Source organism: Streptomyces sp. GMY02, assembly GCF_019056675.1.
Lineage (GTDB): Bacteria > Actinomycetota > Actinomycetes > Streptomycetales > Streptomycetaceae > Streptomyces > Streptomyces odonnellii.
This window is the reverse complement of record NZ_CP077658.1, coordinates 588,519-603,108: the sequence shown is the minus strand read 5'-3', so window position 1 is coordinate 603,108 and position 14,590 is coordinate 588,519. Positions and strand designations below refer to the sequence as shown.

Annotated in this window: 11 protein-coding genes and 1 pseudogene; 4 read left to right on the top strand and 8 right to left on the bottom strand. The window is 70.0% G+C overall.

Annotated features, from left to right (window positions below; genetic code table 11):
* Nucleotides 1-17 precede the first annotated feature (17 nt).
* The 4 genes and pseudogenes from KQY30_RS36140 to KQY30_RS02525 all read right to left on the bottom strand — a co-directional run.
* Nucleotides 18-1,168, bottom strand: a pseudogene (locus KQY30_RS36140) (beta-ketoacyl synthase N-terminal-like domain-containing protein); the annotation flags it as partial.
* Between the two features lie 305 nt (nucleotides 1,169-1,473).
* On the bottom strand, nucleotides 1,474-2,391 hold the full coding sequence (locus KQY30_RS02535) for a DUF6801 domain-containing protein (RefSeq protein WP_217305356.1): 918 nt from the start codon (nucleotides 2,389-2,391) through the stop codon (nucleotides 1,474-1,476).
* Nucleotides 2,392-2,514: 123 nt separating this feature from the next.
* Nucleotides 2,515-5,343, bottom strand: a complete 2,829-nt coding sequence (locus KQY30_RS02530; protein WP_254407518.1) for an NACHT domain-containing protein — start codon at nucleotides 5,341-5,343, stop codon at nucleotides 2,515-2,517.
* Nucleotides 5,344-5,535: 192 nt separating this feature from the next.
* A complete protein-coding gene (locus KQY30_RS02525) occupies nucleotides 5,536-6,261 on the bottom strand; it encodes a TetR/AcrR family transcriptional regulator (protein ID WP_217305354.1) in 726 nt (241 codons plus the stop codon).
* Nucleotides 6,262-6,355: 94 nt separating this feature from the next.
* Here KQY30_RS02525 and KQY30_RS02520 point away from each other — a divergent pair, with 94 nt between their 5' ends.
* Both KQY30_RS02520 and KQY30_RS02515 read left to right on the top strand, forming a co-directional pair.
* A complete protein-coding gene (locus KQY30_RS02520) occupies nucleotides 6,356-7,198 on the top strand; it encodes an SDR family NAD(P)-dependent oxidoreductase (RefSeq protein WP_217305353.1) in 843 nt (280 codons plus the stop codon).
* A 58-nt stretch (nucleotides 7,199-7,256) separates the two neighbouring features.
* Nucleotides 7,257-8,888: a CocE/NonD family hydrolase gene (locus KQY30_RS02515; protein ID WP_217305352.1), complete on the top strand. Its 1,632-nt coding sequence runs from the start codon at nucleotides 7,257-7,259 to the stop codon at nucleotides 8,886-8,888.
* A 47-nt stretch (nucleotides 8,889-8,935) separates the two neighbouring features.
* Here KQY30_RS02515 and KQY30_RS02510 read toward each other — a convergent pair whose 3' ends face one another.
* From KQY30_RS02510 to KQY30_RS02500, 3 genes are all read right to left on the bottom strand, one after another.
* A complete protein-coding gene (locus KQY30_RS02510) occupies nucleotides 8,936-10,417 on the bottom strand; it encodes an FAD-binding protein (RefSeq protein WP_217305351.1) in 1,482 nt (493 codons plus the stop codon).
* A gap of 274 nt (nucleotides 10,418-10,691) precedes the next feature.
* Nucleotides 10,692-11,321, bottom strand: a complete 630-nt coding sequence (locus KQY30_RS02505) for a maleylpyruvate isomerase family mycothiol-dependent enzyme (RefSeq protein ID WP_217305350.1) — start codon at nucleotides 11,319-11,321, stop codon at nucleotides 10,692-10,694.
* Nucleotides 11,314-12,219, bottom strand: a complete 906-nt coding sequence (locus tag KQY30_RS02500) for an alpha/beta hydrolase (protein ID WP_217305349.1) — start codon at nucleotides 12,217-12,219, stop codon at nucleotides 11,314-11,316. Before KQY30_RS02500 ends, KQY30_RS02505 begins: the two co-directional genes overlap by 8 nt.
* 81 nt (nucleotides 12,220-12,300) lie before the next feature.
* Here KQY30_RS02500 and KQY30_RS02495 point away from each other — a divergent pair, with 81 nt between their 5' ends.
* The gene (locus tag KQY30_RS02495) at nucleotides 12,301-12,933 is read left to right on the top strand and encodes a TetR/AcrR family transcriptional regulator (RefSeq protein ID WP_217305348.1); all 633 of its coding nucleotides are present in this window, start codon (nucleotides 12,301-12,303) and stop codon (nucleotides 12,931-12,933) included.
* A gap of 166 nt (nucleotides 12,934-13,099) precedes the next feature.
* Entirely contained in the window at nucleotides 13,100-13,636 is a 537-nt protein-coding gene (locus KQY30_RS02490; protein WP_254406901.1) for a spore-associated protein A, read from the top strand.
* 97 nt (nucleotides 13,637-13,733) lie between these two features.
* On the opposite strand, the gene KQY30_RS02485 is transcribed toward KQY30_RS02490, so the two are convergent.
* Nucleotides 13,734-14,585 carry an endonuclease/exonuclease/phosphatase family protein gene (locus KQY30_RS02485; RefSeq protein WP_254406900.1) on the bottom strand — a complete coding sequence of 284 codons (852 nt, stop codon included), beginning with the start codon at nucleotides 14,583-14,585 and terminating at the stop codon, nucleotides 13,734-13,736.
* Nucleotides 14,586-14,590: the final 5 nt, after the last annotated feature.

Below are 14,590 nucleotides of genomic sequence, written 5' to 3'. Positions count from 1 at the left end.
ACCGTCTTGATCACACCCGCCGCGCCGGCCGCCGCCTGGGTGTGGCCTATGTTGGACTTGACCGCGCCGATCAGCAGCGGCCGTTCACGCTCCTGTCCGTACGTGGCCAGCAGCGCCTGCGCCTCGATCGGGTCACCCAGGCCCGTGCCGGTGCCATGGGTCTCCACGGCGTCCACATCGGAGGGGAGAGCCCCGCGGCGGCCAGCGCCTGCCGGATGACGCGCTGCTGCGAAGGGCCGTTCGGCGCGGACAGGCCGTTGGACGCGCCGTCCTGGTTGACGGCGCTGCCCCGCAGCACGGCCAGCACCGGGTGCCCGTTGCGCTGGGCGTCCGAGAGACGCTCCACGACGAGCATGCCGACGCCTTCCGACCAGCCGGTGCCGTCGGCGTCGTCGGAGAACGCCTTGCACCGGCCGTCGGGGGCGAGGCCGCCCTGGAGGCTGAACCCGGCGAAGCTCGACGAGGTCGTCATCACCGTCACACCGCCGGCCAGTGCCAGCGAGCACTCGCCCGCCCGTACCGCCTGCGCGGCCAGATGCAGCGTCACCAGCGACGACGAGCACGCGGTGTCGAGCGTGACCGCCGGGCCCTCCAGACCGAGCGCGAAGGAGAGCCTGCCCGACATCACACTCGCGGCCAGACCGTTGCTCGCGTACCCGCCCATGTCGTCGTCCGAGGCCAGTACGAGATGGGCGTAGTCCTGGGAGTTGGTGCCGACGAAGACACCGGTCCTGCTGCCCCGCAGCTCGGTGGGGTCCGTGCCGGTGCGTTCGATGGCCTCCCAGGCCGTCTCCAGGAGCAGCCGCTGCTGCGGGTCCATGGCGAGGGCCTCGCGCGGCGAGATCCCGAAGACGCCTGGATCGAACTCGGCCGCGTCGTAGAGGAATCCGCCCTGCTGCGTGGCGCTGCGCCCGGGACCGTCACCGGCGAGTACGCCGAGGTCCCAGCCGCGGTCGGTGGGGAACCCGGAGATCGCGTCGCCGCCGGAGGAGACCAGCTCCCACAGATCCTCGGGCGAGCGCACTCCGCCGGGGTACCGGCACGCCATCGCGACGATCGCCACCGGCTCCTGCTTGCCGGATTCGACCTCCTGAAGACGTTGGCGGGTCTGGTGCAGATCCGTGGTGACCCACTTCAGGTATTCGAGGAGTTTCTTTTCGTCCGGCATCCTCAGCGAACCTCTCTCCCGTGGCTATGAGCACGTCGCGCAGATACGGCCTCCGTGACTGCTGCTCGACGGTCGGCCCGGTCGCGGAGTGCTGCCATCCTGGGAGGCGAATGTGTCCGCCCCGGCTAGGAACCACGTCGGGACGGGCTCGGCTTCACCGCGACGGGAAGTTCGTCGGACGTCGGTACCACGTCGAAGTGATGTCGGCCCTGTATCGGTCCCCTGGAGGGACCTGGCCGGAGCGATGCCGTACGGGGACGGAGCACTGGGATCCGGCCCGTGGCCGACCGTGCCTCGGGCCCGCCTCAGCCGTCGGCGGCGCGGCGGCGGTTCCTCAGCCGCGAGCCGACGAAAAAGGCGGCGACGCCCGCGACAAGGGTGCCCGCGGCCGGCAGGATCAGGTTTCCGGCGTCCTGGCCGGTGGCCGCCATGCTCCCCGTCGTCGTACCGCCGGCCGTACCTCCCGTCGTGGACGACCCTCCGGCGGTGGAGGACGCCGTGGGCGTGGTGCTCGGGGACGTCGTTCCGTTGCCGTTCGTGTCCGAGCCGTCGGACGGGGTCGGGTCGGCCCCGCCGGACGGGGTGGAGCCGGCTCCCGGGCCTGTGATCTCGAACGACCCGACGGAGTTGCTCTGCCCGGCGTCCAGCGTGCACGGCACGCGGAGCTCCTCCAGGGCCTCGCCGTTCTCCTTCTTTCCCACGACGTTCAGGACGATGTCGCCTACGGTGATCCGCGCGGTGCCCGGCCGGGTGAAAGCGGGGGTGAGCGCGGAGCCGGTCGCCGTGATGTCGAACGCACCGGATGCCGGGATGCTGGTCCTGGTGATGTCGAGGGGCACCTCGACCTGCCTGTCGCCCTGCGGTGCGGCCACCTTGATCTTCGCCTCGACCGTGCCCTCGACGGTTTTCACACCGATTCGGCCGAGCCACGGTGTGAGGTCCGCGTCCACCGTCGTTCCCGCACCGATGTCGATTTTCTTGCCGGGCCGGCCGATCGCGACCGACGACGGGATATTCGCGTCGATCCGCCCGGTGATGTGCTGGTCGTCGATAATCGGAACGTCACATGTGTACTTCAGCGAGAGCGAAACCGGTTGTGCGGCCGCGGTTCCGGCTCCGGAAAACCCGACGACTCCGACGACTCCGACGGCGGCTCCTAACGCCGTGACCAGCCCAAGGGCCGTCCTCACCCCGGGCTTTCCCATTCCGTGCTCGGCAGTCATATGCCACCTCCGTGACGTGGTCCACTGTGTTTTTTTGTCGATACCTGATTATGGGGTCTCACCATCGACACGTTGTTCCGTTCGCCGATGGTTCCGATTCTGGCCCGGTTACGTCGTCACCGCTCAATTCGACCGGTGAGAGGCGTGGTGCGCGTGGAATACCTGGGCCAGATGGTCCTGGAGTTGCGCGTGGCGGAATTGATAAACCGCGCCGGCCCGGCGCAGCACGCCCCGCTGGTGGGCGTCGTCCAGGAAAGTGATGATTCCCCAGGGCAGCCGGCCGGTCAGCGGCAGCCACACCCGCGTCAGGGCCACCCACTGACCCCAGGCGGTGAAACTCAGCCCGTACCCGAGCCCGCCCCCGAACGCCGCCTCGAGCCCGAACACGAGCCCTGCCAGGAGCCCGCGGACGGGTTCGGACACCAGCCCGATGACGGGCCCTTCCGGGGCCCCGACCCCGAGCCCGATGACAAGCCCGGCCGGGACCCCGAACACGATCATCCACACGAGCATATGGAGGACCACGTTGTTGCGGTTCGTGCTCAACAGGCCCCAGGCGCTGACCGCCCGTCGGATGTCGATGGGCGTTTCGAGCCGGGCCATGATGACGAGCACGAGCCCGGCCCCGAGCCCTATCTCAAGCGGGAACAGGATCGCGCCCATGGTCCCGCCGTCGAGTCCGTCGTCGAACCCCAGCGGCGCGACCACGAGTCTGTCCAGGAGCACCAGCATGACCGCGGCCGGGAGCCCCAGGCCGAGTCCGACCAGGAATCTGGGGACGAACTTGGTACGTGTCCGGCCGGACCTGCCGAAAACTCGTACGCGTACGCGCGACGGCTCGTGTGGCGCCGTCCTGGACACGTACCCGTACAGCAGGCCGAAGGCCAGCCCGATGACGAGCCCGTGCAGGAGTCCGACGATGAGCCCCCGCGCGATGGCGAACCCGGGTCCGTGCGCGGTCCCGACCAGGTCCACGGGCACGTTCCCGATCGCGGTCGTCATCCCGAAGGCCAGCGCGGCCAGAAAACCGACCACGAGCATGCGCGACGAATGGCGCATGGTGGTGCCCAGTTCCCACCAGGCGAGGTCATGGGTGCCGAGTTCATCCAGGTGCGCGGCGAGGTAGCTGAGCCAGTGCTCGGCGCGTTCGGGCTCCCAGCGACGGAGACCGCCGGTCTCGCGGCCGGTCGGTGTGGGGTCGTAGACGGCGGGGACGAAGGCTGCCAGGAGATGGGCTTCCAGGGCTTCGGGGGATGCGGACCGGGCGGTCCTCAGAAGCTCCGAGGGGTCGTGTCCGGGAGCGCCGCGATAGACGGTGCCGGCCAGGGAGACCATCAGCGGCGTGGTCAGCACCTTGGCGAGATTCGCCGCGTCCGGGCCGCGCGACTCCGCACGCAGCTTGTCCAGGACCGGTTTCCACGCGGAACTCTCCTCGCCGCTGTCGCGGACCGGTCGGCCGGCCCGGCGCAGGTAGTCGGCGTAGTCGTCGACGGTGAGCCCCTTCAGCTCGATGGCGGCGGCTCCGGTGAGCACGCGGGTTTCCGCCACGGCCCGGCTGTATTCCGCGGGGCGGCTGGTCAGGAGCAGCGGTGTGGTCGTGAGGTTGAGTGCTCGGAGCGCCGCACCGTGCAGACCGCCTGCGATCTCGTCGAAACCGTCGAGAACGGGAAGGATCTTGTCCTTGTCGAGCAGCGCGTCGGCCAGATTCCCTCCGTGCCCGGCAGGAGTCTCCAGAAAAGGGTGGTCGCGTACCAGTTGGCCGCACAGCCAGTCGTCCAGTGAGGTACGGGTCGGGTCCCAGGAACCCAGACGGAAGATCACCGGTACCCGGTCGCCGGGGGTGCTCAGCCAGTCGTGGACGAAGCGCAGGGTCAGGATCGTCTTGCCCGACCCGGCCTCACCCAGTACCACCAGCCGACGGGACGGGACGGACTCGTACACCTCGACGATCCCGTCGAGTTGACCGTCCAGTGGAATGGGCTTCGGGTCCGTATCCGGTGGCGCCTGGCGGATGTTGGCCCAGTGGTCGAACACATTCCGGTTGGTGCAACCGAAGCGCACGGCGAGCGTGAACGGGTCGCTCACCCGCCGCCGGACCTCGCGATTCCACTGCTCCCGCACATCGCGGGCGAGTTTCCTGACAGCCTCCCGCACGTCCGGCGCGTCCTCCGCCTCAGACGTGTTCGGCGGTGGTGAGGGCGACGGGGAAGGGAGCTGGGCGAGATGGTCGGCGTGGGCCGGCAGGTCGATCAGGTCGTTGAGTTCGTTGATCCGGGCTGGAGTGAGGCGGCGGTACCAGCGTTTCACCTGGCTTGCCGTGAGCCTGCCGAGCCCGTCGGAGAGGTAGTGCTCGCTGACCACCCCGATCAGGTGCCCGCCGCTCCACACCGCGGCCCCCGACATTCCTTCCCAGGGGGAACGGCCCGGCTCGGGGGCGGGCCCCGGCGGATCCATGGAGAGCTCCAGGCTGCCCGCGCGGAGGTTCGACCACGGTGTGACCGTGCCGCGTGCGTGGTGGGAATCCCGGTAAGTCGTGGGGAGGTCGCGATTCGGTGATGCGCTATCGGGGCGCAGCTTGAATCGTGGAAATCCCAGCGCTTCACAGTCCACGGACTGCGTGATCTCGGCGAACCGCACCGGCGGGACCTCGGCTACGCGTATTCCGTCGGCGTTCGCGTCCGTTGCGATTGTGAGCACCGCGATGTCCGACGCGGAGTCCGTCCAGGCAGGCTCGCCGGGTAACTCCGTTACGGAACCGTCCTCGTTGAGAAAACGCACCCGCACCGACACCGCGTCAGATACCACATGCGCGGCCGTGAGCACCGCGTTCCCACTCACTCGATAGCCCGACCCGCGCCCTCCCACGCCCGAGCGCTGTGCGGTGATGACCTGGACCACTCGCCGCGGATCGAGCCCGCCCGGCGCGGAGCCCCTGCCGTCCGCGGGATTCATCACTCCACGCTCCTTTGCCGAGACCGTCGGTCACCGAGGACTTTAGCCCCGTGATCCGGAGCCGGGTAGCGCGAGTTGGCCCGTGGATGGCCGGTACCGGGCGTTCCCCGAAAGCGCCGGCCAATCGCTCCGGCCTGTCTCTGACAACGGCGAGCGGCGAGCGGCTTGATCGCGGCTTTCGGGACTTGTTCGTCAGTGGTGTGCGCCTCGTCTCCTGGAGCGCCGGGCAGGGGCTTCTGGCGCTTCTGGCTGTGGACGGGCGAGGGTCCCGGTGATCAGGGTGGTCAGCATCGTTCGCATGGCGGTGGTGAAGTCCAGGCGCTGCTCGGCCAGCGACGGGTCCACGTCGTACGCGGCGAGCATGCTCGGCGACGGTACGGAGTGCGTCCGGACGGCGCCGGTGATCAGGATGGCCTGGGCGGACAACTGTCCGGCGTCGGCGCCGAGTTCGGGCAGGTGGTCGCGGACCATTCCGGCGAGGACGGTCACGTTGTCGACGGCGGCGTGCTTGTAGCGGATGGCGACATCGGTGGAGACGTTGTGTTCCAGGACTCCGGCCTGCGCGGCGAGCAGGTCGCACAGCGCGCGCTGCTCGGCGAGCGAGCGGGTGAGGGTGTCGGCGAGCCGGGCGCCGCGCTGCTGGGCGGTGCCGTCGGTGCCGATGCCGGCGGTGAGTTGCTCGGGAAGCCGCGCGAGCCACTGTTTCCAGGTGCGGTCCAGCAGTTCCAGCAGGATCGCCTCACGGGACTCGAAGTAGCGCAGCAGCGGTGACTTGGCGAGCCCCACACGGCGGCTCAGCTCGTTGAGGCTGATCTTGCTGACGGGCATCTCGTCGAGCATGGCGGCGGCGGTGTCAAGGATCGCTTGTCTGCGGGTCTCGCGCTGTTCCTCGCTGCGTGCCCGGCGGAATGTGGTCATACCGCCATGGTAGACCACCGGTACATTGACAAAGTACCGGCGGTTCATTAATTTGGCCGACGTAATGGACCGTCGGTACACAAGGAGTGTGATCATGTCGAAGGTGTGGTTCGTCACCGGAAGCTCTCGCGGGCTGGGCCGCGCGATCGTCGAAGCGGCACTGGAAAACGGTGACCGCGTGGTCGCCACCGCACGCAGGCCGGCTCTGCTGGAGGATCTGGTCGCGCGCCACGGCGGGCGAGTGCTGCCCGTGGCGCTCGACGTCACGGACAACGACCAGGTCCAGCAGGCCGTCCAGCACGGACTGGCCGCGTTCGGCCGCCTCGACGTGGTGGTCAACAACGCCGGATACGCCGACCTGGCAGCAGTCGAGGACGTGGACCTGGCCGATTTCCGGGCCCAGTTGGACACCGACTTCTACGGCGTCGTACATGTCACCAAGGCGGTGCTGCCGACACTGCGCGCCCAGGGCGAGGGGCACATTTTCCAGGTCTCCTCGGTCGGCGGGCGGATCGGCTCGGTGGGACTGGCCGCGTACCAGAGCGCGAAGTGGGCGGTCGGAGGCTTCTCCACCGTTCTCGCGCAGGAGGTCTCCCCGCTCGGCATCAAGGTCACCGTGCTCGAACCGGGCGGCATGCGCACCGACTGGGCGGGCTCCTCGATGGCCATCCCGCCGGTCAGCGAGCCCTACCGGCCCACCGTCGGCGCGTTCGCCGACCTGCTCCGCAACGCCGCGGCCTTGAGCGACGCCACCGGGGTGGAAGCCGCCGAGCCGGCGAAGGTCGCGCAGGTCGTGTGTGATCTCGCCGGCCGCGAGGACGCGCCGCTCCGGCTCCTGCTCGGCAGCGACGCCCACCGCTACGCCCACCAGGCCGCCCAGGTCCTGGCCGAGTCCGACGAGAAGTGGCGCCACGTCACCGATTCCGTCTCGGCCTGAACCACCACCGGGGCCTTCCTGGCCCCGGCTCTTCAGATCCTGCGAACAGGAGCCACCCATGCCGGAAGACGCCCACTTCGACTTCGCGCCGGACGCGGCACCGGACCTGGCCGATCCCCAGAAGGTCCTGGCCCTGCTGGGGATCAGCCCGCGCAGCACCGACTGTCTGGTGACGACAGTGCGCGTCCCCATGCGCGACGGCATCGAACTGGCGGCCGAGCATTACGCCCCGCACACGGACGAGCCGTCGCCCACCATCCTCGTACGCTCGCCGTACGGACGCGGCTTCCCGTTCGACGTGCTGCTCGCGAAGGTGTTCGCCGGCGCCGGCTACCACGTACTGCTGCAGAGCTGCCGCGGTACGGCGGACTCGGACGGTCAGTTGCGGCCGATGGTCCAGGAGGCGGCGGACGGCCACGACACGGTCGGCTGGCTGCGCGAGCAGCCCTGGTTCGACGGCCGGCTGGGCCTGATCGGCATGTCCTATCTCGCCTACTGCGTCTACGCCCTGCTCCAGGACCCGCCGCCCGAGGCGAAAACCGCGGTGATCGTGGTCGGGCCCTACGACTTCGGCTCCGCCTTCTACCGCACCGGCGCGTTCACCGTGCAGGGAAGCCAGAGCTGGAGCAACCTTGTGCGTCGGCCGTCTCCCGGGGTCGCCGACGAGTTGCCGGCCGACGCCGCGCAGCGGCTGCCGCTGCTGGCCGGGGCGGAGCTGCTCGGTCCCACCGCGCCCTGGTACGGCGAATGGGTCGGCCACCCCGGCCTCACCGACCCGTACTGGCGGCCGTACGACCACCGTGTGGCACTGGAACGGTTCACCGGTGCGACGCTGCTGATCGGCGGCAGCCACGACGTGTTCCTGCCGCAGAGCATCGAGGCTTTCGAGGTGCTGCGCGCACGGGGTGTGCCGACCGCGCTGACGCTCGGGCCGTGGGTGCACACCGATGTCGTCGCGGCCGCCGCGGGGACGGTGGTGGACGAAGCGCAGGCGTGGTTCGACGACCACCTGCGGGACGGTGCCACCGCCCTCACCCGGCCGGCAGTCCGGCTGCATGTGGCCGGTGCGGAGGAGTGGCGCGAACTCGCCGCCCTGCCCGTGGCGTCGGGGCGCCAGGAGCTGCGTCTCGGCGAGGGCGGATCGCTGACCGCGGACGGCGACACCGGGTCCTCGACGTTCACCTACGACCCGGCCGACCCGACGCCCACCGTCGGCGGCCTGCGCGTCTCCCCGGAGGGCGGCCCGCGGGACAACACCGCACGCGAGCAGCGCCGAGACGTGCTCACGTTCACCACCGCGGCGTTCGGCCGACCGGTCGAGATCCACGGGAGTCCCACGCTGAGCGTCGGCCTGACCTCGGACAACCCGCACGCCGACCTGCACGCGCGCCTGTGCGTGGTGGACGCGGACGGCACCTCCGTCAACTTCTCCGACGCGATGCTGCGGCTGCCGTCCGTGGACGATCCGGCCACACCACGAATAATCGAGCTGACGCTCGACTTCTGCGCTCGCCGGATCGCCGCCGGGCAGCGGATCCGGTTGCAGCTTTCGGGCGGCTCGTTCCCCGAGTACGACCGCAACCTGGGCACCGGCGAGCCGCCCGCGACGGGCACGGCGATGGCGACAACGACGCACGTGATCGACCACGCCACGACCACCCTTTCGCTGCCGACCGGCGAACCCGTGTGAAGTCGCCCCGGGCAGGCGGAACTTCGGCTGACGGCGGTCGGGTCCGTTCAGGGGGTGAAGATGTGCTGGCCCGGGGCGAGCAGGTCATGGGGGTCGTAACGGCGCTTGGCGGCGGCGAACGTCTCCCACACCGTGCCGTACTGGCCGCGCCAGTCGGCGGCGGTCATCGGGATGGACCCCACGGGGTACTGGGTGCCGCCGGCCGCGCGGACCGTCTCGTACGCGGCGTGGTTGGCGGCCGTGCGGGCGCTCACGGCCGCGGGACGCGCCGGGTCCAGGGTCCACAGGACGGCCAGCAGATACGGCACCTGGTCGTCGGGGACCCGCAGTAGGGGGGTGCGCAGGTGGCGGCGGACCAGCGGATAGAGCAGTACGGCGCCGCCGGGGCCGGTGTCCTGCCCGGCGAGCCCGTCCAGCAGGGTGCGGGACAGCTCGGCGGCGCGGTCGCCGGGCAGCAGCAGATTCAGCCAGGGATGGGCCCAGGACCAGAAGCCGGCGTGCTGGAGGTCCTCCACTCCCGCGGCCAGGCGATCGAGGAAGTCGTAGTACCCGAGCGTCTCGGCGGTGAGCGGTGCCGACCGGTCGTACCGCAGGCCGCGCAGCAGCTCCGCGTCGTTCCGCTCGGGTCCGGCGGGCGGCCCGTAGGCGACGGCCTCCAGTACGTACTTCGTGTACGCGCCCTCGTCGTCCGCCTCGACCGAGCCCTCGACATAGGTGAACCGCTCGTCCCCGGCGAGCAGCCGCTGGTCGGCCAGGAACGTCTCCAGGTCCGTGTACGGCAGCAGGAAGTGCCGTACGGTCTCGGGCGCGGTGACCAGCCGCAGTGTCGCCGAGACGATGACCGCGCACTGGCCGAGTCCGGCGAGCACCGCCCGGAACAGGTCCGGCTGCCGGGTGGGCGAGCAACTGACCAGTTCCCCCGTCCCGGTGACGACCTCCAGCGCGGTGACGTTGTCCACCTGTGCGCCGAACCGGTGCGCCTGGCCGCCCAGCCCGCCGACGGACAGGGTGCCGCCCACCGACAGCTCCAGGTAGTCCGTGAAGACCGGCGGCGTCAGCCCGTACCGCAGAGTCTCCCGCGCCACCGCGCTCCACACGGCCCCGGCGCCTACCGTGACCTGCCCCGCTCTCACCGGCCCGATCCGGTTCAGCGACCCCGTCTCGATCACCAGCCCGCCGGCCACCTGCGCCTGCCCGTACGTCCCGTGTCCCTGACCGCGGGCGGCCACCTCGACGCGGTACGTGTCGCAGAACGTGATCATCTCCACCACGTCGTCGACCGAATCGGCCTCCAGCACTGCCGCCGGGACGTGGTGCACGATGTGCCCGAAGTCGTCCGCGCCCTCGGCGAGCGGCACCTCGTCCGACCGCAACGAGCCGTCCAGACGGGGCACTTGCACCAGACCAGCTCGCCCGGCCCTTGTCTCCGCCTCCGTCACCCACATCCGCGTCCCCGGATCGAAGGCCACCACCCCGGTCCCCGCCGCCCCCGCGCGTAAACCCGTCGGCCGCTCCGTCTGCTCCGCCATGACTCCCCCTCCTCGGCCGCGCCGCCCGGGGCAGCGCGCCACGAACCCCACGCCAGGACCCGACGCGAACGCACCGGCCGCATCCCGTCGCGTACGGTGCCGTTCACACGGCTTTCCCTACCCGTGAACAGAGCGGCGTCGTCACGCTTTCCAGCCATCTGCCGATCCGCGAAACGGTTCTTGGCCGTACCGCGGCCCCTCACCGCTGCGGTCGGTGAGGGACCGTTGTGTGCGATACGGAGGCGAGAAGGGGGCCTGTGCGCGAGGAGGGAGGTCAGAGCCGGGCCGCGAGCATCGGCAGGCCGGGGCCCGCGAGTCGGGCGCGTGCGTGTCCGCGCCCGGCCAGTACGGAGATGAGGGCGTCCGCCGGGCCTGATACCTGTGGACGGCCGGCCGGTCCGGTGCTCCAGCCCGTGTCGGTGGCGGTCAGACGCAGGTTCCTGCTTCTGGTCCTTGCGGGGACGAACGGGTTGGGGACGGTCGTCTCCACGCGGAGGACAGCGTTCGCGACCTCCGGCGCGAGGTCCGCGGACCGGCCGAGGGCCAGCGCGATGTCGAGGTGGTGGACGGTGTGGTCGCCCAGGAGCAGGGGGGCGGGGAGCAGCCGTCCGACCCCGCGGGGGCTGTCGTGCCCGCGGTCGAACTGGCCGATCAGTTCGGCGGCACTGTGGCGTTGGGTGTGTGTGCGGGTGAGTATGTCGTTCGCGGTGTCGAACGAGCCGCGCTGTCTTGCCATTTCGGTCAGGAGCCGCGTGTTGCGGACCTGAAGGCCGAGGGCCAGGTGCGACAGGACGTCCTTGTTCGTCCAGCCGGCGCACAGGCTGGGTGCGGCCCATTCGTCGTCGGTCAGCGAGGACGCGAATTCCAGGAAGTGCTCGTCCTGGCGGCGGACGAGGTCACGCATGGAGGGCCTCGCTCAGGCGCAGGTGGCGGGTGAGGAAGGCGACCTGGTCGGCGATGATCTCGTCGACGAGCGGTGCGTGGTACACCTCGAAGTGGTCGGCCGGGTAGTGGATGGCGACACCTCTGGCCGCGCGTTCGGCGGTCTTCACGGCGATGCGGGGGTCCGTCAGCGTCTCGCGGTCCGACACGCACACGAGCAGTGGGCACTTGATCTTCCGCGCTTTACGGGAGGCGTTGAGGGTGAGGAGTTCGGCGCCGGCCGCGGCGGTGACCCGGTTGTCGAAGTCCACGCCCGCGGGAACCATGCCGTACCAGCCGTCGCTGGCTCCGGGCACGGTCACCATCGCGGAGCTGCCCGGTTCGCCGACGACGCCGATGTATCTGCGGGGCAGCCGCAAGGCGGCTCGGACCAGGTCGTCGGTGATCGGGCCGGCGAGCCGGAGCACGTGCCGCAGTCCCGAACCGAAGGCCGCGTCCCTCGTGTTGACCACCGGGCACTGCACCACGGCCGCGGCCAGTCCGGGATGCCGGGCCGCCGTCAGCAGGACATGGGTCGCGCCCATCGAGGTGCCCCAGAGGGCGATTCGGCCGCCGTCGACTTTCGGATCCCGCCGGATGAAGTCGAGGGCAGCGTCGATGTCCGCCAACTGGCGGCGTACGGAGATGAGTTGGCGCGGGGTTCCCTCCGAGGCTCCGATGTTGCGGAAGTCGAAGGAGAGCACGGCCATCCCGGCAGCGGCGAACGCCTGCTCGTACTGGGCAAGCCGCATCTCGTGAGTGGCGCCGAAGCCGTGGACCAGAACGACGGCCGGAAACGGCCCGGCACCGGTGGGACGGGTGAGCCAGGCGGCACACCGGCTGCCTCCGGACCAGAAGGACGTGTCCATGGTGTCGGACATCGCCATCACTCCTCTCGTTTAAGTACGCCGTACGTGTTGTAGAGTCGTTTACGTACGGCGTACGTGTCAAGTGGAGGTCAGATGGCAAGGCCGGCGCGCTACACACTCACCCAGATCCAGCGGCAGGCCCTGGAGATCGTCGACCGTGAGGGTCTCGCCGGGCTCTCCATGCGCAGCCTCGCGGCCGCTCTCGGCACCGGGCCGATGACGCTCTACAACTACCTCGACGGCCGTGACGGCCTCGAAGAACTCGTCGTCGACGCGGTGGCGGCGAAAGTGCCGAGGACGGAGCCGACGGACGACTGGGCGGCGGACGCGAGAAGCGCGGCCACGGCACTGTGGAGCACGGTCCGCGAGCACCCGGCCGCCATCCCCCTGATCCTCACCCGCCGCACCTCCTCACCGGGCGCTCTGGCCCCGGCGGAAGCGCTGGCCGCGGCCCTGGCACGGTCCGGACGCACCGGCTTCGATCTCCTGGTGGCATTCCGCGCGGTCATGGGTTTCGTCATGGGGATCGCGCAGTCCGAACTCGCCGGACCGCTCACCCCCGAAAGCGACCCCAAAGGCGAGGCCGACCGCGTCCGCACCGTCGCGAGTGACGCCAACCCCACACTCGCCGCACTCGCCACCACAGCCGGCGCGGACGCCCACCGGGAATTCGACGAAGGACTCAGCCTGATCCTGGCCGGCCTCGGCCGGGAACCCTCGACGTAGAAGGGGCGCGTCATGGGGCCGCCACCGCCGCAGCGCCAACACATCCCCGGAACCACGGAACCTGGCCGCCGAAGTTGAGGTCGTGGTTCCGTACAACGATGTGTCTGATCCACGGGTCAAACCGGGTGAGATGCAGAAGCATCCACCAAGGTACAGGGGGAAAGACATGCGGAAATCACGTCGTGTGAGTGCGGTGGCCGCGCTGGCCGCGCTCGCTGTGGGGGGTTCGGTCACGGCTGTCGCGCAGCCCGCCGTCGCCGCGCCGGCCGCGGTGTCGGCTCAGGCCGCGTACAACGGTGTGTGCGGGGCCGGGTACGGGGTCGTGAACTGGGCCGACGTCGGCCGGCAGGGCACGGTGTACCTGACGTACAACCCCTCCAACGGCAAGAACTGTGTGGTGACGATCCGTAAGACCAGCGGGTCGCCGGTGAACATGTTCTCGTACATCATGGTGCCCGCGACCGGCGAGGGCTCGGTCGACTCGGACTACTACACCTCGTACGCGGGACCCGTGTACGCCTACGCGCGGGGTCTGTGCGTGGACTGGGCGGGCGGCATCTCCAACCAGGACGTCTGGACGTACGGTTCGAACTGCGGTGCCCGGACCGCGACCCGTGTGATCAAGAACGGTGAGACGACCATCCGCTCCAAGGTGGCCGAGCCCTCCGCGGCACGGGCGGGTGTCCTGACCGGCGCACACTGAACACACTGACGGGCCCCGGCGAGAAACACACCTCTCGCCGGGGCCCGGAACGCCCGCAGCCGGTCCTTTGCAACGGAACGGTGGGGCTCGAACCTGTTCACAGTCTGATGCGGGCGGCGATGGGCAGATGATCGCTGCCTGTCGAGGGCAGTGACCAGACATGGGTGACCGGCGCCGCCCGGGTCATGATCTGATCGATCCGCGCCAATGGGAAAGCCGCGGGCCAGCTCAGTGCGAAACCCGGGCCCGGCGGGTCCAGCCGTGAACTGACCGGGTCCAGGCCGCGATCGTCCACCGTACTGTTCAGATCGCCGAGCAGAATCACCTTGTCCAGCCGCTCGGCGGCTATCGCCGTACCGAGAAGGGCGGCACTTTCGTCGCGCCACGCCGTATTGAATCCCTTGGCAAGGCCGAGACGGACGGACGGCAGATGGGCGACATAAACGGCGACATCGCCGTGAGGCGTTCTGGCGGTCGCCCTCAGCCCGCGGTCCCAGCCCGGCCCGATGCCCGCCGGCTTGATGTCCACGCGCTTTATGCCGGCGAGCGGATACTTCGACCACAGCCCGACCGTTCCCACAGATGCGTGGTGGCGGTATTCCGGCGCCAGTTCCGCCTTGAATACCGGCAGAGCGGCGGGCGTCAGTTCCTCCAGGGCGATGAGATCGGCGTCCGTCCCGAGCAGCTTTCTCGCGGCGCCCGACGGATCCGGGTTCACATCGCTGACATTGTGCTGAAGCGCGGTGATGTCGTATTCCGCGTCGGACCGGGAAAGAAACAAACCGCCGAAGAGGCCGAGCCAAGCCGCCAGGGGCAGCAGCGTGGACAGTACGACGGTCCAGCGGCGGCGGCGCAGTGACGCCAGACCCACCAGTACGGGGACGGTCAGGCCGAGCCAGGGCAGAAAGGTCTCCAGGAGGCTGCCCAGCCGGCCGACCGTATTGGGCACAGCGG

Excerpts from the sequence above, each read along its gene's own strand:
- KQY30_RS02535 (WP_217305356.1), bottom strand. The coding sequence starts at position 2,391 with ATGACTGCCGAGCACGGAATGGGAAAGCCCGGGGTGAGGACGGCCCTT.
- KQY30_RS02530 (WP_254407518.1), bottom strand. The coding sequence starts at position 5,343 with ATGAATCCCGCGGACGGCAGGGGCTCCGCGCCGGGCGGGCTCGATCCG.
- KQY30_RS02525 (WP_217305354.1), bottom strand. The coding sequence starts at position 6,261 with ATGACCACATTCCGCCGGGCACGCAGCGAGGAACAGCGCGAGACCCGC.
- KQY30_RS02520 (WP_217305353.1), top strand. The coding sequence starts at position 6,356 with ATGTCGAAGGTGTGGTTCGTCACCGGAAGCTCTCGCGGGCTGGGCCGC.
- KQY30_RS02515 (WP_217305352.1), top strand. The coding sequence starts at position 7,257 with ATGCCGGAAGACGCCCACTTCGACTTCGCGCCGGACGCGGCACCGGAC.
- KQY30_RS02510 (WP_217305351.1), bottom strand. The coding sequence starts at position 10,417 with ATGGCGGAGCAGACGGAGCGGCCGACGGGTTTACGCGCGGGGGCGGCG.
- KQY30_RS02505 (WP_217305350.1), bottom strand. The coding sequence starts at position 11,321 with ATGCGTGACCTCGTCCGCCGCCAGGACGAGCACTTCCTGGAATTCGCG.
- KQY30_RS02500 (WP_217305349.1), bottom strand. The coding sequence starts at position 12,219 with ATGTCCGACACCATGGACACGTCCTTCTGGTCCGGAGGCAGCCGGTGT.
- KQY30_RS02495 (WP_217305348.1), top strand. The coding sequence starts at position 12,301 with ATGGCAAGGCCGGCGCGCTACACACTCACCCAGATCCAGCGGCAGGCC.
- KQY30_RS02490 (WP_254406901.1), top strand. The coding sequence starts at position 13,100 with ATGCGGAAATCACGTCGTGTGAGTGCGGTGGCCGCGCTGGCCGCGCTC.